Origin of the sequence: Aeromicrobium sp. IC_218, assembly GCF_004336805.1 — a bacterium.
Taxonomy (GTDB): domain Bacteria; phylum Actinomycetota; class Actinomycetes; order Propionibacteriales; family Nocardioidaceae; genus Aeromicrobium.
In genome coordinates this window covers 19,910-44,478 of the sequence record NZ_SJXM01000015.1, presented here as the reverse complement: position 1 = coordinate 44,478, position 24,569 = coordinate 19,910, and the positions used below count along the sequence as shown (strand labels likewise).

18 protein-coding genes are annotated in these 24,569 nt (G+C 73.9%); 15 read left to right on the top strand and 3 right to left on the bottom strand.

All coding sequences use genetic code 11. The features are described from left to right. Window positions 1-75 precede the first annotated feature (75 nt). The 14 genes from E0W78_RS14385 (at window position 76) to E0W78_RS14320 (ending at window position 19,607) form a co-directional block, all read left to right on the top strand. The gene (locus tag E0W78_RS14385; protein ID WP_242686364.1) at window positions 76-1,377 is read left to right on the top strand and encodes a hydroxyacid-oxoacid transhydrogenase; all 1,302 of its coding nucleotides are present in this window, start codon (window positions 76-78) and stop codon (window positions 1,375-1,377) included. Further along, window positions 1,371-4,202, top strand: a complete 2,832-nt coding sequence (locus tag E0W78_RS14380) for an FAD-binding and (Fe-S)-binding domain-containing protein (RefSeq protein WP_347559452.1) — start codon at window positions 1,371-1,373, stop codon at window positions 4,200-4,202. Before E0W78_RS14385 ends, E0W78_RS14380 begins: the two co-directional genes overlap by 7 nt. Beyond that, window positions 4,195-4,950, top strand: a complete 756-nt coding sequence (locus E0W78_RS14375; protein ID WP_131404621.1) for a maleylpyruvate isomerase family mycothiol-dependent enzyme — start codon at window positions 4,195-4,197, stop codon at window positions 4,948-4,950. The genes E0W78_RS14380 and E0W78_RS14375 overlap by 8 nt, the downstream gene beginning before the upstream one ends. 166 nt (window positions 4,951-5,116) lie before the next feature. Beyond that, window positions 5,117-5,491: a 30S ribosomal protein S12 gene (gene rpsL, locus E0W78_RS14370; RefSeq protein WP_019143662.1), complete on the top strand. Its 375-nt coding sequence runs from the start codon at window positions 5,117-5,119 to the stop codon at window positions 5,489-5,491. Then, the gene (rpsG, locus tag E0W78_RS14365) at window positions 5,491-5,961 is read left to right on the top strand and encodes a 30S ribosomal protein S7 (protein WP_019143661.1); all 471 of its coding nucleotides are present in this window, start codon (window positions 5,491-5,493) and stop codon (window positions 5,959-5,961) included. The genes rpsL and rpsG overlap by 1 nt, the downstream gene beginning before the upstream one ends. An 86-nt stretch (window positions 5,962-6,047) precedes the next feature. After that, window positions 6,048-8,159, top strand: coding sequence for an elongation factor G (gene fusA, locus E0W78_RS14360; RefSeq protein ID WP_131404620.1), 2,112 nt, complete (start codon window positions 6,048-6,050; stop codon window positions 8,157-8,159). A gap of 91 nt (window positions 8,160-8,250) precedes the next feature. After that, window positions 8,251-9,444 carry an elongation factor Tu gene (tuf, locus tag E0W78_RS14355; RefSeq protein ID WP_019143659.1) on the top strand — a complete coding sequence of 398 codons (1,194 nt, stop codon included), beginning with the start codon at window positions 8,251-8,253 and terminating at the stop codon, window positions 9,442-9,444. A gap of 191 nt (window positions 9,445-9,635) precedes the next feature. Continuing rightward, window positions 9,636-11,171 carry a nitrate/nitrite transporter gene (locus E0W78_RS14350; protein WP_131404619.1) on the top strand — a complete coding sequence of 512 codons (1,536 nt, stop codon included), beginning with the start codon at window positions 9,636-9,638 and terminating at the stop codon, window positions 11,169-11,171. Continuing rightward, window positions 11,168-13,249: a molybdopterin oxidoreductase family protein gene (locus E0W78_RS14345; RefSeq protein WP_131404618.1), complete on the top strand. Its 2,082-nt coding sequence runs from the start codon at window positions 11,168-11,170 to the stop codon at window positions 13,247-13,249. Before E0W78_RS14350 ends, E0W78_RS14345 begins: the two co-directional genes overlap by 4 nt. Then, a complete protein-coding gene (locus E0W78_RS16905; RefSeq protein WP_131404617.1) occupies window positions 13,246-14,706 on the top strand; it encodes an FAD-dependent oxidoreductase in 1,461 nt (486 codons plus the stop codon). The genes E0W78_RS14345 and E0W78_RS16905 overlap by 4 nt, the downstream gene beginning before the upstream one ends. Before the next feature lie 45 nt (window positions 14,707-14,751). After that, window positions 14,752-17,328 (top strand): nitrite reductase large subunit NirB, encoded by a 2,577-nt coding sequence (gene nirB, locus E0W78_RS16900; protein WP_131404616.1) that lies wholly within the window; start codon window positions 14,752-14,754, stop codon window positions 17,326-17,328. Further along, window positions 17,325-17,675 (top strand): nitrite reductase small subunit NirD, encoded by a 351-nt coding sequence (gene nirD, locus E0W78_RS14330; protein WP_131404615.1) that lies wholly within the window; start codon window positions 17,325-17,327, stop codon window positions 17,673-17,675. The genes nirB and nirD overlap by 4 nt, the downstream gene beginning before the upstream one ends. Continuing rightward, the gene (locus E0W78_RS14325) at window positions 17,672-18,802 is read left to right on the top strand and encodes a uroporphyrinogen-III synthase (RefSeq protein ID WP_131404614.1); all 1,131 of its coding nucleotides are present in this window, start codon (window positions 17,672-17,674) and stop codon (window positions 18,800-18,802) included. The genes nirD and E0W78_RS14325 overlap by 4 nt, the downstream gene beginning before the upstream one ends. A gap of 112 nt (window positions 18,803-18,914) precedes the next feature. After that, a complete protein-coding gene (locus tag E0W78_RS14320; protein WP_207392776.1) occupies window positions 18,915-19,607 on the top strand; it encodes a CbiX/SirB N-terminal domain-containing protein in 693 nt (230 codons plus the stop codon). A 7-nt stretch (window positions 19,608-19,614) separates the two neighbouring features. Here the strand turns inward: E0W78_RS14320 and E0W78_RS14315 are convergent, their stop codons facing one another. Genes E0W78_RS14315 through E0W78_RS14305 form a run of 3 tightly spaced genes read right to left on the bottom strand, consistent with a single transcriptional unit; the run spans window position 19,615 to window position 23,425 of the window. Further along, the gene (locus E0W78_RS14315) at window positions 19,615-20,217 is read right to left on the bottom strand and encodes an acetoacetate decarboxylase family protein (RefSeq protein WP_131404612.1); all 603 of its coding nucleotides are present in this window, start codon (window positions 20,215-20,217) and stop codon (window positions 19,615-19,617) included. After that, the gene (locus E0W78_RS14310; RefSeq protein WP_131404611.1) at window positions 20,214-21,968 is read right to left on the bottom strand and encodes a GMC family oxidoreductase; all 1,755 of its coding nucleotides are present in this window, start codon (window positions 21,966-21,968) and stop codon (window positions 20,214-20,216) included. The genes E0W78_RS14315 and E0W78_RS14310 overlap by 4 nt, the downstream gene beginning before the upstream one ends. Further along, complete coding sequence (locus E0W78_RS14305) at window positions 21,965-23,425, bottom strand: NAD(P)/FAD-dependent oxidoreductase (RefSeq protein WP_131404610.1); 1,461 nt, start codon at window positions 23,423-23,425, stop codon at window positions 21,965-21,967. The genes E0W78_RS14310 and E0W78_RS14305 overlap by 4 nt, the downstream gene beginning before the upstream one ends. 71 nt (window positions 23,426-23,496) lie before the next feature. Here E0W78_RS14305 and E0W78_RS14300 point away from each other — a divergent pair, with 71 nt between their 5' ends. Continuing rightward, window positions 23,497-24,519 carry an AraC family transcriptional regulator gene (locus E0W78_RS14300; protein WP_165570521.1) on the top strand — a complete coding sequence of 341 codons (1,023 nt, stop codon included), beginning with the start codon at window positions 23,497-23,499 and terminating at the stop codon, window positions 24,517-24,519. Window positions 24,520-24,569 lie beyond the last annotated feature (50 nt).

The window sequence follows — 24,569 nt, the reverse complement described above, 5'->3', positions numbered from 1 at the left end:
CCGCACCAGGGTAGTGGAGCCCGCCCAGCCCGACGGCAGTCGTATCCTCGGAGGGCATCGCCCCGAGGAGGCCGCGTGACCAGCATCGTCCCGACCAGCCCCGAGACCGTCTTCACCTATGGAGCGCCCGGTCTCAAGTTCGGCGTGGGAGCGCGCCACGAGCTCGGCCACGACCTGCGCCAGCTCGGCGCCCGGCGCGTCCTGCTGGTGACCGACCCGGGGGTCGCGGCCACCGGGCGTCCGGCCGAGATGGCCGAGGCCGTGCGGGCCGCGGGCGTCGAGGTCGTCGTCTTCGACCGGGTCCGGGTCGAGCCGACCGACCGCAGCCTGGCCGAGGCGGTGGACGCCGCCCGCGCGGCCTCCCCGTTCGACGCGGTCGTCGCCGTGGGCGGCGGCAGCGCGATCGACACCGCCAAGGCGGTCAACCTCATGCTCACCAACGACGGCGAGCTCATGGACTACGTCAACGCCCCGGTCGGCGGGGGCAAGGCGCCCGAGAAGCCGCTGCTCCCCCTCGTCGCGGTGCCGACCACCACCGGCACCGGCAGCGAGAGCACCACCATCTGCGTCCTGGACGTCGTCGACCAGCACGTGAAGACCGGCATCTCGCACGCGCGGCTGCGCCCGACGATGGCCGTCGTCGACCCCGAGCTGACGATCACCCAGCCGTCGCAGGTCACCGCCGCGGCCGGCATGGACATCCTGTGCCACGCCCTGGAGAGCTACACCGCCCGCGGCTACACCAGCTACGAGCGCAAGACCGCCGAGCAGCGGGTGCCGTACTGCGGCGCCAACCCGATCTCGGACATGTGGAGCGAGAAGTCGATGAGCCTGCTCGCCGGCTCGTTCCGCCGGGCGGTCAGCCACGGCGACGACCTGGACGCGCGCACCGAGGTCGCCCTCGCCGCGACGTTCGCCGGCCTGGGCTTCGGCAACGCCGGCGTCCACATCCCGCACGCCAACGCCTATCCCGTCGCCGGGCAGGTGCGCGACTTCCGGCCCGAGGGCTACCCCGTGCTGGACGGCGACGACCACGCGATGGTGCCGCACGGCATGGCCGTGTCGCTCACCGCGCCCGAGGCGTTCCGGTTCACCTTCTCCTCGGCCCCCGAGCGCCACGTCCGCGCGGCCCAGCTGCTCGAGCCCGGCGCGACCCCGGGCGACGACCCGGCCTCGCTGCTGCCCGACGTGCTGACCCGGCTCATGCGCGACATCGGCGTGCCGTCGGGCCTGGCCGAGGTCGGCTACGGCGAGGGTGACGTCGACTCGCTGGTCGAGGGCACGCTCAAGCAGCAGCGCCTGCTCGCCACCGCGCCGCGCGAGGCCTCGGCCGACGACCTGGCCGGCATCCTGCGCGGCTCGCTCGAGCTGTGGTGAGCGTCGTCCCGGACGCCGCGGTCGACGTCGTCGCCGCGCTCCGGAGCCGGGGCGTCGCGGACGTCGACGACTCGACGCTGACCCGGGCGATGTACAGCACGGACGCCTCGCTGTACCGCGTCGTGCCGCAGGTGGTCGTCCGCCCGCACGACGCCGACGAGGTCGCCGCCGTGCTCGACGCGTGCCGCGAGACCGGCACCCCGCTCACCTCCCGCGGTGCCGGCACCTCCATCGCCGGCAACGCGATCGGCACCGGCGTCGTCCTGGACTTCCTGCGGCACATGAACCGCGTGCACGACGTGGACGCCGAGTCGCGCACCGCCCGGGTCGACCCCGGCGCCGTGCACGCCGTCGTCCAGCGCGCCGCAGCGCCGCTCGGCCTGCGCTACGGCCCCGACCCGTCCACGCACACCCGCTGCACGGTCGCCGGCATGATCGCCAACAACGCGTGCGGCAACCGCGCGTTGGGCTACGGCCGCGCCGCCGACAACGTCGCCGGCCTGGACGTGCTCACCGCCGCGGGGGAGCGGCTGACGCTGCGCCGCGGCGAGCGCACCGCGTCCCCGACCCTGGACCGGCTCGAGCAGGTGGTCGGCGCCGACCTCGGCACCGTGCGCACCGAGCTCGGGCGCTTCGGCCGCCAGGTCTCCGGCTACAGCCTCGAGCACCTGCTGCCCGAGCGCGGCTTCGACGTCGCCTCGTTCATGGCCGGCACCGAGGGCACGCTGGGCGTCTTCCTCGGCGCGACCATCGACCTGGTCGACGAGCCGCCGCACCGGCACATGGTGCTGCTGGCCTACCCCACGATGGCCGAGGCCGCCGACGACGTGCCGGCGCTGCTCCCGTTCGAGCCGGTCGCCTGCGAGGGACTCGGCGCGCGCATCGTGCAGGTCTACCGCGCGGCCAAGGGCGCGTCCGCGGTGCCCGACATGCCCGAGGGCGGCGGCTACCTCTACGTCGAGATCGCCGGCCACGACGAGACCGAGCTGGCCGACCGCGCCGCGCGGATCGAGCAGGCGTCGTCGGCCCGCGCCGCGCGCTACGTGACGTCGCGCGCCGAGCAGGCCGTGCTGTGGCGCATCCGCGAGGAGGGCGCCGGCCTCGCGTCGCGCGTCTGGGACCGGCCCGCGCTCGCCGGCTGGGAGGACGCCGCGGTGCCGCCCGAGCGGCTCGGGGCCTACCTGCGCGACTTCGAGCGGCTCATGGACGACCACCAGGTGCAGGGCGAGCCGTTCGGCCACTTCGGCGACGGCTGCGTGCACGTGCGCATCACGTTCCCGTTGGACGAGGTGGGCGGCCGCAGCGTCTACCGCTCCTTCCTGCAGGACGCCGCCGCGCTGGTGGCGAGCCACGGCGGCTCGCTGTCCGGCGAGCACGGCGACGGCCGTGCCCGCTCCGAGCTGCTGCCGGCCATGTACTCGCCGAAGGCCATCCGGCTGTTCGAGCAGGTGAAGGGCGTCCTGGACCCCGACGACGTGCTCAACCCCGGCGTCCTGGTGCGCCCGGCCCCGTTCGACGACGACCTGCGCGGCTCCGGCCGCGGCCACGCCCCGCCGCTGCGCCGCACCGGGCTGCGCCTGCTGCACGACGACGGCGACCTGGGCCAGGCCGTGCACCGCTGCACCGGCGTGGGCAAGTGCCTGGCCGACAACCGCGGCACCAACGGCGTCATGTGCCCCTCCTTCCAGGCGACCCGCAACGAGAAGGACTCCACGCGCGGCCGTGCCCGCACGCTGCAGGAGATGGTCGACGGACGCCTGGTCGACCAGGGCTGGCGCTCGCCGGAGGTGCACGAGGCGCTCGACCTGTGCCTGTCGTGCAAGGGCTGCCTGCACGACTGCCCCACCGGCGTCGACATGGCCAGCTACAAGACCGAGGTGCTGCACCAGACGTACGCCGGACGCGTGCGCCCGCGCAGCCACTACGTCATGGGCAAGCTGCCGCTGTGGGCCCGGCTGGGCGCGCCGTTCGCGCGGCTCACGAACGTCCTGCTGCGCACGCCCGGAGTCGCCCACCTGGCCCGCTGGGTCTCGGGCATCGACCAGCGGCGCAGCATCCCGGCCTTCGCCGCGAAGCCGTTCACCCGGCACGCCCGCACCCGCCCCGCCGCCGCGCGGCCCCGCGTGCTGCTGTGGTCGGACTCGTTCACCGAGTACTTCGCCCCCGCCGGCGGGCACGCCGCCGTCGAGGTGCTGGAGGCCGCCGGCTACGACGTCGAGCTGCTCGACCGCTCCGCCTGCTGCGGCCTGACCTGGATCACCACGGGCCAGCTCGACGCCGCCCGGCGCATCCTCGGCCGCACCGTCGAGGTGCTGCACGAGTACGTCGCCGCCGGTGTGCCGGTCGTCGGGCTCGAGCCGTCGTGCCTGGCCGCGCTGCGCTCGGACGCCGTGGAGCTCGTCGACGACCCGCGCGCCGCGCAGGTGGCCCTGGGCGTCTTCACCCTGTCGGAGCTGCTCACCCGCACCGAGGGCTGGAACCCGCCGGACCTGACCGGCACCGAGGTCGTCGTCCAGCCGCACTGCCACCAGTCCAGCGTCCTGGGCTTCGAGGCCGACCTCGCCGTGCTCGAGCGCGCGGGCGTCACCGTCACGCGGCTCAGCGGCTGCTGCGGGCTGGCCGGCAACTGGGGCGTGGAGAAGGGCCACTACGAGACGTCCGTGGCCGTCGCGGAGACCCAGCTGCTGCCGGCGGTGCGCGCCGCGGGCCCGGACGCGGTCGTGCTGGCCGACGGCTTCTCGTGCCGCACCCAGCTCGACGACCTCGTCGACGTTCAGGCCGTCCACCTGTCCCAGCTGCTGTCCGGAGGATCCGTCCATGACTGAGCACGCACCGATGCGCCTGGACCACCTGCCGGTGCTGGGCGAGCAGATGGCCCGCTTCGTGACGCTGCTGGGGGAGGCCGACGAGAACCTCCCGGTGCCGACCTGCCCCGGCTGGTCGGTGCGCGACCTGGCCGTCCACCTCGGCACGATGCACCGCAAGGCGGGCGCGGTCGTCCTCGGCGGCACGCTGGTCGAGACGCCGGAGCCGCTCGTGCTCGGCTCGCTCACCGACTGGTACGCGGGTTGCGCCTCCGCCCTCGTGCTCGCGCTCCAGGCCGTCGACCCGGCCGAGCCGGTGCCGAACTGGGCACAGCTGCACGAGACGGCGGGCTTCTGGCGCCGGCGCCAGCTGCACGAGACCCTCGTCCACACCGTCGACCTGGCGGTGGCCCTCGGGCTGCCCGAGGACGGCTGGCCGGGTGCCGAGGGCTGGGGCCCCGACGCCCAGGTGGCGGCGGACGGCGTCGACGAGCTGCTCACCGTGATGCTGCGCGTGCGGGCGCTGCGCGGCGTGCCGCCGACCCTCGAGGCGCCGATCCGGCTGGAGACCACCGACACCGACGACGCGTGGGTGCTGGAGCCGGGCGACCTGCCCGTCGTGCGTCCGGCCGGCACGCCGCACGAGGCCCTGGTGCGCGGCACCGCGGCCGACCTCTACCTGGGCCTGTGGGGCCGCGTCGGCACCGACCGGCTGGACGTCCGGGGCGACGCCGCGACCGCGTTCCTGGCCGGCCCGCTCGGCCTGTGACCCGGACGGCGTCCCGGCGTGTCACGCTTGACGGGGCGATTTTGACCCGCCAGACCCCACCCGGTAGTCTTTGAGACCGTGCCCGAAATCTTCGGGCCGACGTGCGTGCCCACTTCGAGGGCCCGCGCCCTCCAGGCAACATCCATTCTGCAGAAGGAAGTTCGTAGTGCCCACGATCAACCAGTTGGTTCGCAAGGGCCGCCAGAGCAAGGTGGTCAAGACCAACACGCCGGCCCTCAAGGGTTCGCCTCAGCGTCGCGGTGTCTGCACTCGCGTGTACACCACGACCCCCAAGAAGCCGAACTCCGCGCTGCGCAAGGTTGCACGTGTCCGCCTCTCGAGCGGCACCGAGGTCACCGCGTACATCCCCGGTGAGGGTCACAACCTGCAGGAGCACTCGATCGTCCTCGTCCGCGGCGGTCGTGTGAAGGATCTCCCGGGCGTCCGTTACAAGATCATCCGTGGCTCGCTCGACACCCAGGGTGTCAAGGGCCGCAAGCAGGCTCGCAGCCGTTACGGCGCGAAGAAGGAGAAGAGCTGATGCCGCGCAAGGGTCCCGCCCCGAAGCGTCCCATCGAGACCGATCCGGTCTACGGGAGCCAGCTGGTCACCCAGCTGATCAACAAGATCCTGCTCGACGGCAAGAAGCAGGTCGCGCAGCGCATCGTCTACACCGCCCTGGAGGGCACCCGCGAGAAGACCGGCACCGATCCGGTCATCACGCTGAAGCGCGCACTCGACAACGTGAAGCCGACCCTCGAGGTCAAGAGCCGCCGCGTCGGCGGTGCGACCTACCAGGTCCCGATCGAGGTCCGCGCCTCGCGCCAGACCACGCTCGCCCTGCGCTGGCTGGTCAAGTACTCCAGCGAGCGTCGCGAGAAGACGATGGCCGAGCGCCTGATGAACGAGCTCCTCGACGCCAGCAACGGCCTCGGCGGCTCGGTCAAGAAGCGTGAGGACACGCACAAGATGGCCGAGGCCAACCGCGCCTTCGCCCACTACCGCTGGTAAGTCGAGTCACCGGGGAGTCCGCGCTCGCGCGACGCCCGCTGGACTTCCCAGACCTGACAGCAGACTTTCGAAGGAACTGACGCCACGTGGCAACCGACATCACCACCGACCTGAAGCGGGTCCGCAACATCGGCATCATGGCGCACATCGATGCCGGCAAGACCACCACGACCGAGCGCATCCTCTTCTACACCGGCATCACGTACAAGATCGGTGAGGTCCACGAGGGTGGCGCCACGATGGACTGGATGGAGCAGGAGCAGGAGCGCGGCATCACCATCACGTCCGCCGCGACGACCTGCTGGTGGAAGAACCACCAGATCAACATCATCGACACCCCCGGCCACGTCGACTTCACCGTCGAGGTCGAGCGCTCGCTGCGCGTCCTCGACGGCGCGGTCGCGGTGTTCGACGGCGTCGCCGGTGTCGAGCCCCAGTCCGAGACCGTCTGGCGTCAGGCCGACAAGTACGGCGTCCCGCGCATGTGCTTCGTCAACAAGCTCGACCGCACGGGCGCGTCCTTCGACTTCTGCGTCAAGACGATCCGTGAGCGCCTCGGCGCCACGCCGCTCGTCCTGCAGCTGCCGATCGGCGCCGAGTCCGACTTCATCGGCGTCGTCGACCTGGTCGGCATGCGCGCCCTCGTCTGGCGCGGCGAGACCGCGATCGGCGAGGACTACGCCGTCGAGGAGATCCCGGCCGACCTGGCCGACGCGGCCGCCGAGGCGCGCGAGGCGCTCCTGGAGACGCTGTCCGACGTCGACGACGAGATCGCCGAGAAGTTCCTCGAGGGCGAGGACATCTCGGTCGACGAGCTGAAGGCCGCGATCCGTCGCGCCACGCTCGGCACCAAGCTCAACCCGGTCCTGTGCGGCACCGCGTTCAAGAACAAGGGCGTCCAGCCCCTGCTCGACGCGGTCGTCGACTTCCTGCCCTCGCCGATCGACGTCGGCGCGGTCAAGGGCCACAGCGCCAAGGACGAGTCGGTCGAGGACACCCGCGAGCCCTCCGACGAGGCGCCCTTCTCGGGCCTGGCGTTCAAGATCGCCACCGACCCGCACCTGGGCAAGCTGACCTTCGTCCGCGTCTACTCGGGTCGCCTCGAGGCCGGCACGCAGGTGCTCAACGTGACCAAGGGTCGCAAGGAGCGGATCGGCAAGGTCTACCAGATGCACGCCAACAAGCGTGAGGAGATCGCGTCGGTCGGCGCCGGCCAGATCGTGGCCGTCATGGGTCTCAAGGACACGACCACCGGCGAGACGCTGGCCGACTCGGCCAAGCCGATCGTCCTGGAGTCGATGACCTTCCCCGACCCGGTCATCCAGGTCGCCATCGAGCCCAAGACCAAGAGCGACCAGGAGAAGCTGGGCGTCGCGATCCAGAAGCTCGCCGAGGAGGACCCGACGTTCCAGGTCCACACGGACGAGGAGACGGGTCAGACGATCATCGCCGGCATGGGCGAGCTCCACCTCGACATCCTGGTCGACCGCATGAAGCGCGAGTTCCGCGTCGAGGCGAACGTCGGCAAGCCCCAGGTCGCGTACCGCGAGACCATCAAGGGCACCGTCACCGGTCACAGCTACACGCACAAGAAGCAGACCGGTGGTTCGGGCCAGTTCGCCAAGGTCGTCATCGGCGTGGCCCCCAACGGCCCCGACGCCGGTGGCGAGGGCGGCTACGAGTTCGTCAACGAGGTCAGCGGCGGTCGCGTCCCGAAGGAGTACATCCCCTCGGTCGACGCCGGCGGCCAGGCGGCCATGGAGTTCGGCGTCCTCGCCGGCTACCCGATGGTGGACGTCAAGTTCACCCTCGAGGACGGCGCCTACCACGACGTCGACTCCAGCGAGCTCGCGTTCAAGCTGGCCGGCAACATGGCGTTCAAGGAGGCTGCGCGCAAGGCCAACCCGGTCCTGCTCGAGCCGATGTTCGCCGTCGAGGTCACGACGCCCGAGGACTACATGGGCGACGTGATCGGCGACCTCAACTCCCGCCGTGGCCAGGTTCAGGCCATGGAGGAGGGCTACGGTGGCGCCAAGCTCGTCAAGGCGCTCGTGCCCCTGTCCGAGATGTTCGGCTACGTGGGCGACCTGAGGTCCAAGACCTCCGGCCGTGCCTCGTACTCGATGCAGTTCGACTCCTACGCCGAGGTCCCGAAGGCCGTGGCCGAAGAGATCATCAAGAAGGCCCGCGGCGAGTAATCCACGGTCCGTCCGTTAAGGTGGCCTGAGGTGTCCGTTCGCGGGACCCAACGGCGTTCAACAGCAACAACAATCCCAGGAGGAGCCCACAGTGGCTAAGGCGAAGTTCGAGCGGACCAAGCCGCACATGAACATCGGCACCATCGGTCACATCGACCACGGCAAGACGACGCTGACCGCGGCGATCACCAAGGTGCTGCACGACAAGTACCCGGACCTCAACGAGGCTTCGGCGTTCGACCAGATCGACAAGGCTCCCGAGGAGCGTCAGCGCGGCATCACGATCTCGATCTCGCACGTCGAGTACCAGACCGAGAACCGCCACTACGCGCACGTCGACTGCCCCGGTCACGCCGACTACGTCAAGAACATGATCACCGGCGCGGCTCAGATGGACGGCGCGATCCTGGTGGTCGCCGCCACCGACGGCCCGATGCCGCAGACCCGTGAGCACGTCCTCCTGGCCCGCCAGGTCGGCGTCCCCGCGATGGTCGTCGCGCTGAACAAGTGCGACATGGTCGACGACGAGGAGATCCTGGAGCTCGTCGAGCTCGAGGTCCGCGAGCTGCTCAACGAGCAGGAGTTCGACGGCGACAACGTCCCGGTCGTCCCCGTGGCCGCCTTCCCGGCGCTGCAGGGTGACGAGAAGTGGGCCGAGTCGATCCTCAACCTGATGAACGCGGTCGACGAGTACATCCCGCTGCCCCCGCGTGAGACGGACAAGCCGTTCCTCATGCCGGTCGAGGACGTCTTCACGATCACCGGTCGTGGCACCGTCATCACGGGTCGTATCGAGCGCGGCATCATCAAGGTGAACGAGACCGTCGAGATCGTCGGCATCCGCGAGGAGAAGCAGACGACGACCGTCACCGGCATCGAGATGTTCCGCAAGCTGCTCGACGAGGGCCAGGCCGGCGAGAACGTGGGCCTCCTGCTTCGTGGCACGAAGCGCGAGGACGTCGAGCGCGGCATGGTCATCATCGCGCCCGGCACCACGACTCCGCACACGGACTTCGAGGGCCAGGTCTACATCCTGTCGAAGGAGGAGGGCGGCCGTCACACGCCGTTCTTCAACAACTACCGTCCGCAGTTCTACTTCCGCACGACGGACGTCACCGGCGTCGTCACGCTGCCCGAGGGCACCGAGATGGTCATGCCCGGCGACAACACCGAGATGAGCGTCAAGCTCATCCAGCCGATCGCCATGGAGGAGGGCCTGCGCTTCGCCATCCGCGAGGGCGGCCGTACCGTCGGCGCCGGCCGTGTCACGAAGATCAACGCGTGACCTGCTGACACCAGCGCTGAAGCCCCTCGGACCTTCGGGTCCGGGGGGCTTCGTCGTTCTCACGCGCGGCCACCGGCGGCTGTGAGCGGTTCGTCACCGGAAGTCACCGGCGGACGACCGCAGGCGAAACATCGGCTTCCTAGCCTCGACGCGAGCGCCGGCACCGGGCCGGCCCGCACAGGGGAGCGGCGATGACGACCGACGTACGCGAGATCGCGCCGGAGCGGACCTCCGGGACCCGGCGTCCCGGACGCTGGATCGACCACTGGGAGCCCGAGGACCCGGAGTTCTGGGCCCGGACCGGGCAGCGCGTCGCCCGGCGGAACCTGGCCTGGTCGATCTTCGCCGAGCACCTGGGCTTCTCGGTGTGGCTGCTGTGGAGCGTCAGCGCCGCCATGATGGCGAGCGCCGGGTTCGACCTCACCGCCCAGCAGCTGTTCTGGCTGCTCGCCGTGCCGAACCTGGTCGGCTCGCTGCTTCGGGTGCCGTACACCTTCGCGGTGCCGCGGTTCGGCGGCCGCAACTGGACGATCGCCAGCGCGGTGCTGCTGCTCGTCCCGACGTTGCTGTTCGTCGTGGTCGTGCAGCGTCCCGGCACGCCGTACTGGGTGCTCGTGCTCGTCGCGGCCACCGCGGGCCTGGGCGGCGGCAACTTCGCCTCGTCCATGGCCAACATCAACTTCTTCTACCCGGCCGAGCGCAAGGGCGCGGCGCTGGGGCTCAACGCCGCGGGCGGCAACCTCGGCGTGGCGATCATCCAGCTGTTCCTGCCCGTGGTCGTCGGTGGCGCCGGGCTGTTCGGGCTGGTCAAGGCGGCCGAGTCCGGCATCCACCTGGAGCGGGCCGGTCTGCTGTACGCCGCGCTGGCCGTGGTCGCGGCCGCGGGGGCCTGGGCCGGCATGGACAACCTGCGCAGCGCCCGCTCGACGGTGCGCGAGCAGCTGTCGGTCGTCCGCTACCGGCACACCTGGGTCATGTCGTTCCTGTACGTCGGCACGTTCGGCTCGTTCATCGGCTACTCCGCCGCGATGCCGCTGCTCATCAAGCTGAACTTCTGGAACCAGCCGGTGCCGGGGGTGGACGGCATCGGCGTGAACTTCGCCTACTTCGCCTTCCTCGGGGCGCTCGTCGGCTCGGTGGCCCGCCCGTTCGGCGGGTGGCTCGCCGACCGGCTCGGCGGCGCGCGGGTGACCGTCGGCTGCTTCGCGCTCATGGTGGCCGGGACCCTGGGCGTCCTGGCCACGCTGCGGTCGCTCGAGCCGGTGCCGGCCCAGCCGACCGACGGCGTCGACCCGGCCACGTTCGCCTACGCGCCCGACGTCGTCGCGGCGGTCGACCACAACACCGGCCTGTTCGGCTGGTTCCTGCTCACCTTCCTGGTCGTGTTCGCCGCCGCGGGCGCCGGCAACGGGTCGACGTACCGGATGATCCCGGCGATCTGGCGCTCGTACGCCGACACCGGCACCGAGGAGGGGACGCCGGCGCGGGCCGCGGCACGCGCCCGCTCGGTGAAGGAGGCGTCCGCGGTCATCGGACTGGCCGGGGCGGTCGGCGCGATCGGCGGCTTCCTCATCCCGATCACCTTCGGGTCCCCGTGGGTGAGCGACCCGATCGAGGCGGTGCAGACCGCGTTCGTCGTCTTCACCGGCTTCTACGTCGTGTGCGCGGTCGTCGCGTGGGCGGTCTACCTGCGGCGGGGCGCACCGATGGCGAGGGCCGGCGTGTGACCGACACCCACTGCCCGTACTGCGCCCTGCAGTGCGCCCAGCGGCTGAGCGGCACGGAAGCCGGCGACCTGGCCGCGGAGCCGCGCGACTTCCCGACGAACCGCGGCGGCATGTGCCAGAAGGGCTGGACCAGCCCGGAGCTGCTCCGCGTGCCCGACCGGCTCACCGAGCCGCTGCGGCGCACGGCGTCCGGAGCGCTCGAGCCGGTCGGATGGGACGAGGCGCTGGACGACGTCGCCGACCGGCTGCGGGCGCTGGGCCGTGACGAGGTCGCGGTGTTCGGCGGTGGCGGCCTGACGAACGAGAAGGCCTACCAGCTGGGCAAGCTCGCCCGGCTCGCGCTGCGGACCCGGTTCATCGACTACAACGGCCGGTTCTGCATGGCCGCCGCGGCGGCGGCCGCCAACCGGACTCTCGGGCTGGACCGCGGGCTGCCGTTCCCGCTGGCCGACCTCGCCGACGCCGACGCCGTCCTGCTGCTCGGCAGCAACCTGGCCGACACGATGCCGCCGAGCGTCCAGCACCTGGCCGCCGTGCGCGAGCGCGGTGGGCTGGTGGTCGTCGACCCCCGGCGCTCGGCCACCGCGGCGCTGACCGACGACGGCGCCGGCGTCCACCTCGCCCCGGTGCCCGGCACCGACCTCGTCCTGCTGCTGGGCCTGCTGCACGTCGTGCTGGGGGAGGGGCTGGCCGACGAGGCGTACCTGGCCGAGCGGGTCGAGGGGGTGGACGACGTCCGGGCCGCGGTCGCCGAGTGGTGGCCCGAACGGGTCGCGTCCACGACCGGCGTGCCGGCGACGGCGCTGCGCCGGGTGGCCCGGCTGCTCGCCGACGCCAGCCCGCACCGGGGCGGACGGGGCGCGTTCGTGCTGACCGGCCGCGGCAGCGAGCAGCACGTCGACGGCGCCGACACGGTGACCGCGGCGATCGACCTCGCCCTGGCGCTGGGCCTGGTCGGGGCCGAGCGCGGCGGCTACGGCGCGCTCACCGGCCAGGGCAACGGGCAGGGCGGGCGCGAGCACGGGCTCAAGGCCGACCAGCTGCCCGGGTACCGCTCCATCGCCGACCCTGCCGCGCGCGAGCACGTCGCGGGGGTGTGGGGCGTGGACCCCGACGTGCTGCCCGGTCCCGGCGTCCCGGCCGTCGAGCTGCTGGCGTCACTCGGGCGTCCCGGCGGCCCGCGCGCCCTGCTCGTGCACGGGAGCAACCCCGTCGTCAGCGCCCCCGACGCCCGCGCGGTCCGGCGCCGGCTCGAGTCGCTCGACCTGCTCGTCGTGTGCGACGTGGTGCCGTCGGAGACCGCGCTGCTGGCCGACTACGTCCTGCCGGTCACCCAGTGGGCCGAGGAGGAGGGCACCATGACCGGCATCGAGGGCCGCGTGCTGCGCCGGCGCCGCGCGGTCGAGCCGCCGCCGGGCGTCCGCGACGAGCTGTGGGTCATGGCCGAGCTGGCTCGACGGCTCGACGCACCGGGCACCTGGTCGACCGACCCGCGCGAGGTGTTCGACGAGCTGCGCCGGGCCAGCGCCGGCGGCCGTGCCGACTACGCGGGCATCAGCTACGAGCGGCTGGACGCGGGGGAGGCGCTCTTCTGGCCGTGCCCCGACACGTCCCACCCCGGCACGCCGCGCCCTTTCGGCGAGCGGTTCCCCACGGCGTCCGGCCGGGCCCGGATGGTGCCGGTGCGGCCCCGTGGTCCGGACGACGTCGTGCGGGCGGACGCCCCGGTGTGGCTGGTGACCGGACGCCTGCTCGAGCACTACCAGTCCGGCGCCCAGACCCGTCGGGTCGAGCGGCTGAACCGCAGCCAGGCCGGCGCCTACGTCGAGATCCACCCCACGCTCGCGGCCCGCATCGGGCTCGACGGGCACGAGGACGTGGTCGTCACCTCGGCGCGCGGCACGATGACCGCGCCGGCGCGGGTCAGTGCGCAGGTGCGCCCGGACACCGTGTTCGTCCCGTTCCACTTCGCCGGGGACGACCTGGTCAACGCCGTGACCAACGACGCGACCGACCCCGTCTCGGGCATGCCCGAGCTGAAGGTGTGCGCGGTGACCGTCGAGCGGGCCGTCCGATGAGGGTCGTGGTGGTCGGCGCCGGCATGGTGGGCCACCGGTTCGCCGACGACCTCGCCCGGCTGGCGCCGCACGCCGAGGTCGACCTGGTGGGCGCCGAGCCGGACGCGCCGTACAACCGCGTGCTGCTGACCGAGCTGCTGGCCGGCCGGGTCGAGGCCGCCTCGTTGACGCTTCCCCGTCCGGCCGCCGGTGTGCGGGTGTGGGGCGGGTCCGAGGCGCTGCACGTCGACCGCGAGCGCCGCGTCGTGGCGACGGCCGAGCGGACGTTCGCCTACGACCACCTGGTGCTGGCCACCGGCGCCCGGGCCCGCCGGCTGCCGGTCGACGGTCTGGGCGACACGATGCCGCGGGGCGTGCACGTGCTGCGCTCGTTGGACGACGCCCGGGCCGTCGAGGTCGCCGCGCGCGGTGCGCGGCGCGCGGTGGTGGTGGGGAGCGGCCCGCTGGGGCTGGAGGCGGCGTGCGCCCTGGCCCACCGCGGCGCGCCCGTCACGCTCGTCTCGGCGTCTCCGACCGTGCTCGCCCGCGACCTCGACCCGGTGGCCGGCGAGGTCGTCGGCCGCGCGCTGCACGGGCTGGGCCTGGACGTCCGCGCGTCCGCGGTGCTGCAGGCGGTCGAGACCGTCGACGGGAGGGTCGCCGGGGTGCGGCTCGACAGCGGCACCGTCGAGGCCGACCTGCTGGTGCTGGCCTGCGGCTCGGAGCCCGAGACCCGGCTGGCCCGGGCGGCCGGGCTCGCGGTCGACCGTGGCGTGGTGGTCGGTGCCGACCTGGCGACCGACGACCCCCGGGTGTCGGCCATCGGCGACTGCGCCCGCACGCCCGAGGGCACGAGCGGACTGGTGGGCCCCGGCTGGCAGCAGGCCGCCGCCCTCGCGCGCCGCCTGGCCGGGGCCGCGGCAGCGCCGGCCCCGACCGTCGCCGGCGCCGCGATGCGGCTCAAGGCGGTGGGCCTGGACGTCGTCACCGAGGGGGTCCGTGGCTCCGGAGCCGGGCCGGAGGACCGGGTGCTCGCCGTCCACGACCCGCACGCCGGACGCCACGTCGAGCTGGTCGTGCGCCACGACGAGCTGGCCGGCTTCACCTGCGTGGGCGACGGCGACCTCGCCGCCCACCTGGCGACGCAGGTCGGACGGCCCGGCGTCCTGCCCCCGGACCCGCTCCAGCTGCTGCTCGGGACGTCCGGGGCGGCGCCCACGACGTCCGGAAGTCCCACGACGATGCCGGCGGCGACCACCGTCTGCCGCTGCAACGGGGTGACCAAGGGCGACCTCGTGGCCGCCTGGGAGGACGGGTGCACGAGCGTCCCCGCGCTGGCCGACCGCACCCGCGCCACGACGGGCTGCGGCGGGTGCCGGGTGCTCGTCCAGGGCGTCGCGCAGTGGCTGGAGCAGGTGGACCCGCCGGCCTCACAGCCGGCGACGACGCCGCGTGAGCGATCCGTTCCGGCGACGTAACCGCGGGCGCCGGGGCAGGAAACCTGGCCTTCCTACCGTCGAGCCATGACCCAGAAGAAGAGGCTCGTGGTCGTCGGGGCCGGCATGGTCGCCCGGCGGCTGGTCGAGGCGCTGGTCGAGCGCGGCGCCACCCGGGACTGGACGATCGAGGTGTTCGGCGAGGAGAGCCGGCCGCCCTACGACCGCGTCGCGCTGACGTCGTTCTTCACGCTGCGCGACGCCGACGAGCTGCTGCTCGGCGACCAGGCGCTGTGGCGCGAGCCGGATGTCCGGCTGTACCGCAGCTCGCCGGTCTCGGCGATCGACCGCGAGGCCCGCACCGTCACCGCGCGCGGCACGACCCACGCCTACGACGCGCTCGTGCTGGCCACCGGCTCGTACGCCGCCGTCCCGCCGATCGAGGGCACGGACGCCGAGGGGTGCTTCGTCTACCGGACGGTCGACGACGTGGCCGAGCTGCGCGCCTGGGTGACCGAGCGCCAGGGCGAGGGACGTCCGCCGGTCCGCGGCGTCGTGGTCGGCGGTGGGCTGCTCGGTCTCGAGGCGGCGGGCGCGCTGGACCAGCTGGGCGCCCACGCGACGGTCGTCGAGTTCGCCGACCGGCTCATGCCGGTGCAGGTCGACCGGGCCGGCGGCGAGGCGCTGCGGCGCATCGTCGAGGGTCTCGGCGTGGACGTCCGCACGTCCACCGCCACCTCGCGCATCCGCCGCGACCGGCGGGGCCGGGTCAAGCAGATGGACTTCGCCGACGGCGACAGCCTGGCCACCGACGTGGTCGTGCTCGCCACCGGCGTCCGCCCGCGCGACGAGCTCGCCCGGGCCGCCGGGCTGGACGTGCACGAGCGCGGTGGCGTGCTGGCCGACGACGCCTGCCGCACCAGCGACCCCGACGTGTACGCGATCGGCGAGGTCGCGTGCATCGCCGGACGGGTCTGGGGCCTGGTGGGGCCGGGCTACACGATGGCCGAGGTCGTCGCCGACCGGCTGCTCGGCGGCGAGGCCACGTTCGAGGGTGCTGACATGTCGACGAAGCTGAAGCTGCTCGGCGTCGACGTGGCCAGCTTCGGCGACGCGTTCGCCGCCACGGCCGGGAGCCTCGAGGTCGTGTACGCCGACCCGGTCGCGGGCGTCTACAAGAAGCTCGTGCTGAGCGACGACGCCTCGACCCTGCTCGGCGGCGTGCTGGTCGGCGACGCGTCCGCCTACACGACGCTGCGGCCGCTGGTCGGCAACCCGCTCGGCGGCGACCCGACCGCCTGGCTCCTGCCGGACGGCGTCGAGCCGCCCAGCGCCGGGGCCCTGCCGGACGAGGCGACGGTGTGCTCGTGCAACAACGTCACCGCCGGTAGCGTCCGATGCGCCGTCTCCGACGGCGGGTGCACCGACGTGGCCGGGGTGAAGGCGTGCACCCGCGCGGGGACGAGCTGCGGGTCCTGCCTGCCGCTGGTCAAGACGCTGGTGAACGCCGAGCTCGAGGCCGCGGGCGTCGAGGTCAGCGACGCCCTGTGCGAGCACTTCGCGCTGAGCCGGGCCCAGCTGTTCGACGTCGTGCGGGTCAGCGGCATCACCACGTTCAGCGAGCTGGTCGACCGGCACGGCACCGGGCGCGGCTGCGACATCTGCCGCCCGGTGGTGGCCTCGATCCTGGCCAGCCTCGGTCACGGGCACGTCCTGGACGGCGAGAACGCCGCGCTGCAGGACACCAACGACCACGTCATGGCCAACATGCAGAAGGACGGCACGTACTCCGTCGTCCCGCGCATCCCCGGCGGGGAAGTGACGCCCGAGGGGCTGATCGCCATCGGTCAGGTCGCGGCGGACTTCGGGCTGTACACCAAGATCACGGGCGGCCAGCGGATCGACCTGTTCGGCGCCCGCATCGAGCAGCTGCCGGCCATCTGGCAGCGGCTCGTCGACGCCGGCTTCGAGTCCGGGCACGCCTACGGCAAGTCGCTGCGCACCGTGAAGTCCTGCGTCGGGCAGACCTGGTGCCGGTTCGGCGTGCAGGACTCGGTCGGCCTGGCCGTCGCGCTCGAGCTGCGGTACCGCGGCCTGCGCTCGCCGCACAAGATCAAGCTCGGCGTCTCCGGCTGCGCCCGTGAGTGCGCCGAGGCCCGCGGCAAGGACGTCGGCGTGATCGCCACCGACCAGGGCTGGAACGTGTACGTCGGCGGCAACGGCGGCTTCACCCCGCGCCACGCCCAGCTGCTCGCCGAGGACCTGAGCACCGAGGAGCTGGTGCGCACGATCGACCGGTTCCTCATGTACTACGTGCGCACCGCCGACCGGCTGCAGCGCACGGCGACGTGGCTGGAGTCGGTCGAGGGTGGGCTGGACGCCGTCCGGGCCGTCGTCATGGACGACTCGCTCGGCATCGCCGCCGACCTCGACGCCGCGATGGCCGGCCACGTCGACCGGTACGAGGACGAGTGGGCCGCCACCCTGGCGGACCCCGAGAAGCTGCGCCGGTTCAGCGCGTTCGTCAACGCCCCGGACGTCGGCGACCCCGACCTCGCGTACGTCCAGGAGCGCGGCCAGAAGCGTCCGGCCACCGAGCAGGAGCGGGCCGTGCTCATCGGCGGGGCGACCATCCCGGTGCGTGGGGCGGAGGTCCCGGCATGAGCGGATGGACGCAGGTGTGCGCGCTGGACGACCTGGTGCCCGACCGGGGTGCGGCCGCCCTGGTCGGTGGGGAGCAGGTGGCGCTGTTCCGGCTCGCGTCGGGCGCGGTGCACGCGGTCGACCACCGCGACCCGTTCACCGGCGCCAACGTCCTGGCCCGTGGCCTGGTCGGGTCCCGTGGGGAGCTGGCGACGGTAGCATCGCCCCTGCACAAGCAGGTCTTCTCGCTCGCGACCGGCCAGTGCCTGGACGACCCGGCGGTGCGCCTGCGCGTGTGGCCGGTGCGGGTCGCCGGCGGACAGGTCGAGGTCGCGGTGGCGGCGGACGAGGCGAAGGGGGTGGCGTGAGCGACGCGGTGCCGACGTCCCCGCTCGGTCCGGTCCTCAGCGGCGCGCGCGTCCTGGTGACCGCGCAGCGCCGTGCCGACGACATCGTCAACGCCCTGCAGCGCCGCGGGGCGTCCGTCGTCGTCGCCTCCTCGCTCGGCGTCGAGTCCCACATCGACGAGGAGAGCCTCGTCGCCGAGACGCGCGCCCTGGTCGAGCGGCCCGCGGACGTCGTCGTCGTGACCACCGGCATCGGCTTCCGCAGCTGGCTGGACACCGCCGAGGCCGTGGGCCTGGGCCACGAGCTGATCGAGTCGCTGCAGCACAGCCGCGTGGTCGCCCGCGGTCCCAAGGCCCGCGGCGCCCTGCAGGCCGCCGGCCTGGTGCCCGACTGGGTGGCCGAGTCCGAGACGTCCGCCGAGATCGCCGACTTCCTGCGCGCGGACGGCGTCGCGGGCCAGCGCATCGTCGTGCAGCACCACGGGGCCGGCGACGACGGCCTCGAGCGGCACCTCACCGCCGCCGGGGCCACCACCTCGAGCCTGGTCGTCTACCGCTGGGGCCCGCCGGCCGACCCCGAGGCGGTCCGCCGCTCGGCGCGCGAGGCCGCCGCCGGCGGCTACGACGCGGTCATGTTCACGTCCGCGCCCGGCGCCGCCGCGTGGCTGGAGGCGCTGCGGGCCGAGCAGGCGCTCGGACCGGTCATGGGGCTGGTCGACGCCGGGATGCTGCGGCTGGCCGCGGTCGGCGAGGTGACCGCCGCCCCGCTGCGCGACCTCGGCCTGGACGTCCTGGTGCCGCCCCGCGCCCGGCTGGGCGCGCTGCTGCGCAGCCTCGTGCTCGACCTCGGCGACGACGAGGGAGCCCTGCCCACGCCGGCCGGGATGCTGCGCGTGCGGGCCACCGCCGCCACGCTTGACCACACGCCGCTCCCGGTCTCGCCCGGCGGGCTGGCGCTGCTGCGCTGCCTGGCCGCCGACCCCGGACGCGTCCGCAGCCGCGACGAGCTGCTCGACGTCCTGCCCGGCGACAGCCGCGACCCGCACACCGTCGAGGTCGCCGTGGCGCGGCTGCGCGAGGCGGTCGGGCGCGAGGTCGTCCGCACCGTGGTCAAGCGGGGCTACCGGCTCGAGCTCGCCGGCGCCTGACCTCACAGCCGCACGCCCGGTGACGAGAGGTCGCCGTCACGCAGGGTTTGCGCGCGGCGGACGGGCCCGAAACACGCGCTTCCTAGCGTGGTCGGTGACCCAGGAGGTACCCGTGCACCAGATCGTCGTCGCCAGCCACGGCACCCGCGACCCCCGCGGACGCCGCGCGGTCGCGTCGCTCGCCGACGCCCTGCGCCGCGTGGTCGGCCCGCTCGAGGAGTCGTTCGTCGACGTGCAGGAGCCGAGCCTGGAGGCGGTGCTCGCCGCCGGCGACGGACGCTGGGCCACCCGCCGGGTCGTCCCGCTGCTGCTGTCGGCCGGCTTCCACACCCGCGTGGACGTCGCGCGGGCCGCCGACCGTCCGGGCGTGAGCGTCGCCGGGCCGATGGGGCCGGACCCTCGCCTGGTCGACGTGCTGCTGGACCGGCTCGCCGAGGCCGGCGCGAGCCCGGATGACCAGGTCGTGCTCGGCGCCGCGGGCACCCGGGACCCGTCCGGGCAGGCGCACCTCGCGCTCACCGCCCGGCGCCTGTCCCGGGCGTGGGGGGCGCCCGTGCCGGTCGGCGTGCTCGGCGGCACCGGCGAGCGGCTGCCCGACGTGGTGGCGCGCGTGCGGCGTCCGGGACGCCGCGTGGTCGTGGCCGACTACCTGCTCGCGCCCGGCTACTTCGACGACCTCATGCGCGAGGCGGGGGCCGACCGGGTCTCCGCGCCGCTGCTCGACGACCGCACGCCCGACCACCGGCTGGTCGACCTCGTCGCCGACCGCTGCGCGGTGCCGGCGGCGCTGGCCGCCGCGCGCTGAGCGGCGGTCAGCCGAAGGTCATCGAGAACGGGTCGGCGGCCACCGAGACGAGCGGACGTCCGGCGGTGAGCCAGGCCAAGGGGCTGCGGGCGGGCACGTGCCAGGTGAGCCGGGCCGGTCGCAGCCGCCCGGACGCCGCGACGCGGCTGACCAGCGTCCGGCCGTCCCGCTCCTGGGCGATGCGGCTGGCGACGCGCACCGGTGCGGCCAGGCGGCCGACGCCGTCCTCGCCCACCGTGGCCAGCAGCCGGCCGTCGGCGGCCACCGACGTCTGGCGTCCGGGACCGAACGAGGCCAGCTGCTTGGGCACGGCCCACAGCGCGCGTCCGCCGGCGAGCGAGGCCTCGCTGTCGACCCAGATGTCGGTGACGCTCAGCGCCGGACGGCGCCCGACCCGCACGAGCACGCCGGCCAGCAGCTCGCGGTAGGCCAGGTCGCCGCCGGGACGGTAGTCGACCAGCATCGTCACGGCCGCCGCGTGTCCGGGCCCGAGGGGCAGCGGACGGGCGCCCGGCGGCAGCGCCGGGACCGCGCCGACCGGCACGCGCCACGTCGTGATCAGCCCGCGGCCGACCAGGTGCCAGGGCTCCGGCGGGTACGGCGTGCTCACGCCGGCTCCGGCTGGGCGGCGCGGCGGGCGGCGTCGCCCTGGCGCACCTCGACGACCGGCAGCCGCAGCGCGGCCGGGGCGGTCTCCGGCACGACCGGACGGCGCGGGGCGACGGGGGAGAGCCGGCGGTAGGGCTCGCCCGGCGCCGGGCGCGGGTCGGCCTCGCCCTTGTTCGGCCACAGCGACACGGCCCGCTCGGACATCGCGGTGATGGTCAGCGACGGGTTGACGCCCAGGTTCGCGCACACCGCCGAGCCGTCGATGACGTGCAGGCCCGGGTAGCCGTGCACCCGGTGGTACGGGTCGATGACGCCGCGGTCGGCGTCCTCGCCCATGGGCACGCCGCCGAGCAGGTGCCCGGTGGTCGGGATGTCGACCAGGTCCAGCCACGTGCCGGCCGGCTCGCCGCCGGTGTGCTTCGCGATCGCGCGCGCCGCCTCGTGGCCGAGCCGGATCCAGGTCGGGTTCGGCTCGCCCTCGCCCTGGCGCGTCGACATCACCCGGCGGCCGAGCCGCTTGCGGGTGAACGTCGACAGCGAGTTGTCGTACGTCTGCATGATCAGCAGCGGGATGGTCTCCTGCGACCAGCGCCGCGGGTCGTGGAACCAGAGCAGCGACCGCCGCTTGCGCCACATGTTGCGCAGGCCGACGCCGAGGCGGCGCTTGCCGTCGACCGGGTCGACCATCATCGCCATGAGCAGGCCCATGGTGTTGCTGCCCGGCCCGTAGCGGCACGGCTCGAGGTGGGTGTGGTCGTCCAGGTGGATCGAGGACGTGATGGAGACGCCCTGGCTGTAGTCGGCCGCCGGCTTGTGCGTGCGGACGCCCAGGATCGCCTCGGAGTTGGTGCGGGTGAGCTGGCCCAGCCGCGGCGACAGCCCGGGCAGCGACCCGTTGTCGCGCAGCCGGTGCAGCAGCCGCTGGGTGCCGATCGCGGCGGCGCTGAACACGACCTGGTCGGCGGTGAGCACCGTCGTGCGGTGGCGCGCGGCGTTGTTCGTCCCGCGCGTGTGCACCGCGTAGCCGCCGCCGGGCAGCGGCCGGACGTCGGTGACGGTGGTCAACGCGTGCACCCGGGCCCCGGCCTGCTCGGCCAGGTAGAGGTAGTTCTTCACGGTGGTGTTCTTGGCCCCGACGTTGCACCCGGTCATGCAGTCGCCGCAGTGGATGCAGGTGGTCCGCTCGGGCCCGACGCCGCCGAAGTAGGGGTCGGCGACCTTCGTGCCCGGTGCGATCCCGCGGCTCTCGCCGAACAGCACGCCGACGTCGGTCGGGCCGAACGTGTCCTCCACGCCCATCGCCCGGGCGGCACCGAGCACCGCCTCGTCCGACGGGGTGATGCGCGGGTACGCCTCGACGCCGAGCATCCGCTTCGCCTGGTCGTACGCGGGCGCGAGCTCGGCCTTCCAGTCGGTGAACCGCGCCCAGCTCGTGTCGCGGAAGAAGCCCTCCTTCGGCTCGTACAGCGTGTTGGCGTAGACCAGCGACCCGCCCCCGACGCCCGCGCCGCTCAGCACGAGGACGTCCTTGAGCAGGGTGATCTTCTGGATGCCGAGCAGCCCGGCGGCCGGCGCGAACAGGTAGTCGCGCGCCCGCCAGGACGTCTTCGCGAGCTCGTCGTCGGCGAACCGGCGGCCGGCCTCGAGGACGCCGACGCGGTAGCCCTTCTCGGTGAGCCGCAGGGCGGTGACGCTGCCGCCGAACCCCGAGCCGATGACCAGGACGTCGTAGTCGTGCTGGGCCTCGCTCACGCGGGCACCTCCTCGTAGTCGGACCACCGGACGGTCTCGAGCCGGTGGGCGTACTCGGCCGTGCGGCCGGGCCAGTTCGTGCTGATGTGCCCGTCGCTGCCGCGGTACCAGCTGGCGCAGCCGGTCCACACGCTGCCGTCCAGGCGGGTGCGCATCTCGTCCTCGAAGGCGGCGGCGACGTCGGGCCGGACGTCCAGCCGCGTGCCGGGCCGCTCCGCGCGGCGCTGCACCAGCTGGGCGACGTAGCGCGCCTGGGGCTCGAGCATGCCCAGGATCGAGCTGCCGCCCAGGTTGGTGTGCGGGCCGTACAGGCAGTAGAAGCCGGGGAACCCGGGCACCGCGACGCCCAGGTGCGCGCTGGCGCCGTCGGCCCACTGCTCGTGCAGGTCGCGCCCGCCGACGCCGGTGACGGTGAGCGTCGACAGGAAGTCGGTGGCCGCGAACCCGGTGCCCCACAGCAGCACGTCCGCCTCGTGCAGCACGCCGTCGGCGGTGCGGACGCCGGCGGGCTCGATGCGCTCGATCCGCTCGGTCACCACGTCCACGTGGGGCCGGTCGAGCGCCGGGTACCACTCGTTGGAGAACAGCAGCCGCTTGCAGCCCAGCGGGTAGTCGGGCACCAGCCGCGCCCGCAGCGCCGGGTCCTTGACCTGGTGGCGCAGGTGCATCCGCCACACGCCGCGCAGCACCCAGGTGAGCAGGCCGTCCTGCCCCAGCGCGGCGTTGAGCTGCTCGGTGAGCCGGAAGATCGCGGTGCGCTCGAGCCGGCGCAGGCGGGGGAGCCGGTCCAGGACGGCGTGGTGGAGCCGGCCGTGCCGGTGGTCGGGCTTGGGGACGACGTAGGGGGCCGAGCGCTGCACGACCGTGACGTGCGCGGCCTGCTCGGCCACGCGCGGCACGAACTGGATCGCGCTGGCGCCGGTGCCGACCACCACCACCCGCTTGCCGGTCAGGTCGACGTCGTGGCGCCACTGCGCGGAGTGGAAGGCCGGGCCGGCGAACGTCTCGCGGCCGGGCAGGTCGGGGACGACCGGCTCGGACAGCTGGCCGACCGCCGACACGACGACGTCGGTCTCGATCGTCTCGCCGTCGGCGGTCGTGACGTGCCAGGTGCCGCTCGTCTCGTCGTAGCGCGCGCCGGTCACCGCGGTCTTGGTGCGGACCAGGTCGCGCAGGCCGCGCTGGGCGGCGGTCTCGCGGATGTAGTCGAGGATCTCCGGCTGGGGTGCGTACCGCCGGCCCCAGGGGCGGTCGGACGCCCACGACCACGAGTACAGCGCCGACGGCACGTCGCAGGCGGCGCCGGGATAGGTGTTGTCGCGCCAGACGCCGCCGACCTCGTCGGCGCGCTCCAGCACCTGCACGTCGGCGACGCCGGTGCGCTGCAGCTCGGCGGCCGCGGCCAGGCCGCCGAAGCCGGCGCCGACGACCAGGACTCGGACTCGTGGGGTGCTCACCCTCGGCAGGCTAGGCGCGGACGAGTGTGACCGGGAGCACGTCAGCGGCCAGATACGGCATGATGACGGCCATGTCCCTCGCGCTGCTGCCCTCGCAGGCCGGCTGGGACTTCCCGCGCGCCGCGGCCGGGCTCGAGCCGGTGCTGAGCCTCACCGACGCGCTCAAGGTGCCCCGCTCGGCCGTGTTCGCCGGCGTCCGGCTGCCCGTGGACGGCCGCGACCCCGACGCGATGATGACCGCCCGCCAGGAGCTGGACGTCATGGCCAACGTCGCCCGTGAGCTCACCCGGCGGGGCGTCCCCGCCGTCGAGCTGGGCCGGCGCTACCACCTGACGACGTTCGGGGTGCTCGGCTTCGCCATGCAGTCCGCCCCCACCTTCGGCGCCGCCATGGAGGTCGGGCTGCGGTTCCTGGACCTCAGCCACTCGTTCGCCACGCCGTCGGTCACCGGCGACGAGCGCGGCGTCCGGGTCACGGTGCGGCGTCCGCCGGACGTCCCGGACGACGTCGGCCGGTTCCTGGCCGAGCGCGACCTCGCCGCCATCTGCCAGCTCATGCGCGAGGCGCTGCCGGGGGCCGAGGCGGGCGTGGCCGTGCAGCTCAGCGGCGAGGCCCCCGCCGACCCGCGTCCGTACCGGGCGGTCCTGGGCACCGAGCCGCGGTGGGGGAGCGCCACCGACGCGCTGGTGCTCGACCCCGCGCTGCTCGACACCCCCTTGCCGCAGGCCAGCGCCGCGACCCACGCCTGGTGCTCGCGGCTGTGTGCCGACCTGGCCTCGGCCCGGCGCGGTGACGCCGGGCTCGACCAGGTGCGGGTCCTGGTCTCCCAGCTGCTCCCCTCGGGCGCGGCCATGAAGGACGTCGCCGAGGCGCTCGGCACGAGCGAGCGCACGCTGCGCCGGCGGCTCGCCGAGTCCGGGGCGACCTACCGCGAGGTGCTCGAGGACGTCCGGCGCAGCGCGGCTCCGGGGCTGCTGGAGTCGGGCCTGTCGACCGACGACGTGGCGGCCCGCCTGGGGTACGCCGACGCGGCCGGGTTCGCCCATGCCTACCGGCGCTGGTTCGGCACGGGACCGCGCACCCGACGCGGCTGAGCCCTCCGGACGTACCGAGGGCCCCGCACCCTCCGGTGCGGGGCCCTCGA

Excerpts from the sequence above, each read along its gene's own strand:
- E0W78_RS14375 (WP_131404621.1), top strand. The coding sequence starts at position 4,195 with ATGACTGAGCACGCACCGATGCGCCTGGACCACCTGCCGGTGCTGGGC.
- rpsG (WP_019143661.1), top strand. The coding sequence starts at position 5,491 with ATGCCGCGCAAGGGTCCCGCCCCGAAGCGTCCCATCGAGACCGATCCG.
- E0W78_RS14350 (WP_131404619.1), top strand. The coding sequence starts at position 9,636 with ATGACGACCGACGTACGCGAGATCGCGCCGGAGCGGACCTCCGGGACC.
- E0W78_RS16905 (WP_131404617.1), top strand. The coding sequence starts at position 13,246 with ATGAGGGTCGTGGTGGTCGGCGCCGGCATGGTGGGCCACCGGTTCGCC.
- nirB (WP_131404616.1), top strand. The coding sequence starts at position 14,752 with ATGACCCAGAAGAAGAGGCTCGTGGTCGTCGGGGCCGGCATGGTCGCC.
- nirD (WP_131404615.1), top strand. The coding sequence starts at position 17,325 with ATGAGCGGATGGACGCAGGTGTGCGCGCTGGACGACCTGGTGCCCGAC.
- E0W78_RS14300 (WP_165570521.1), top strand. The coding sequence starts at position 23,497 with ATGTCCCTCGCGCTGCTGCCCTCGCAGGCCGGCTGGGACTTCCCGCGC.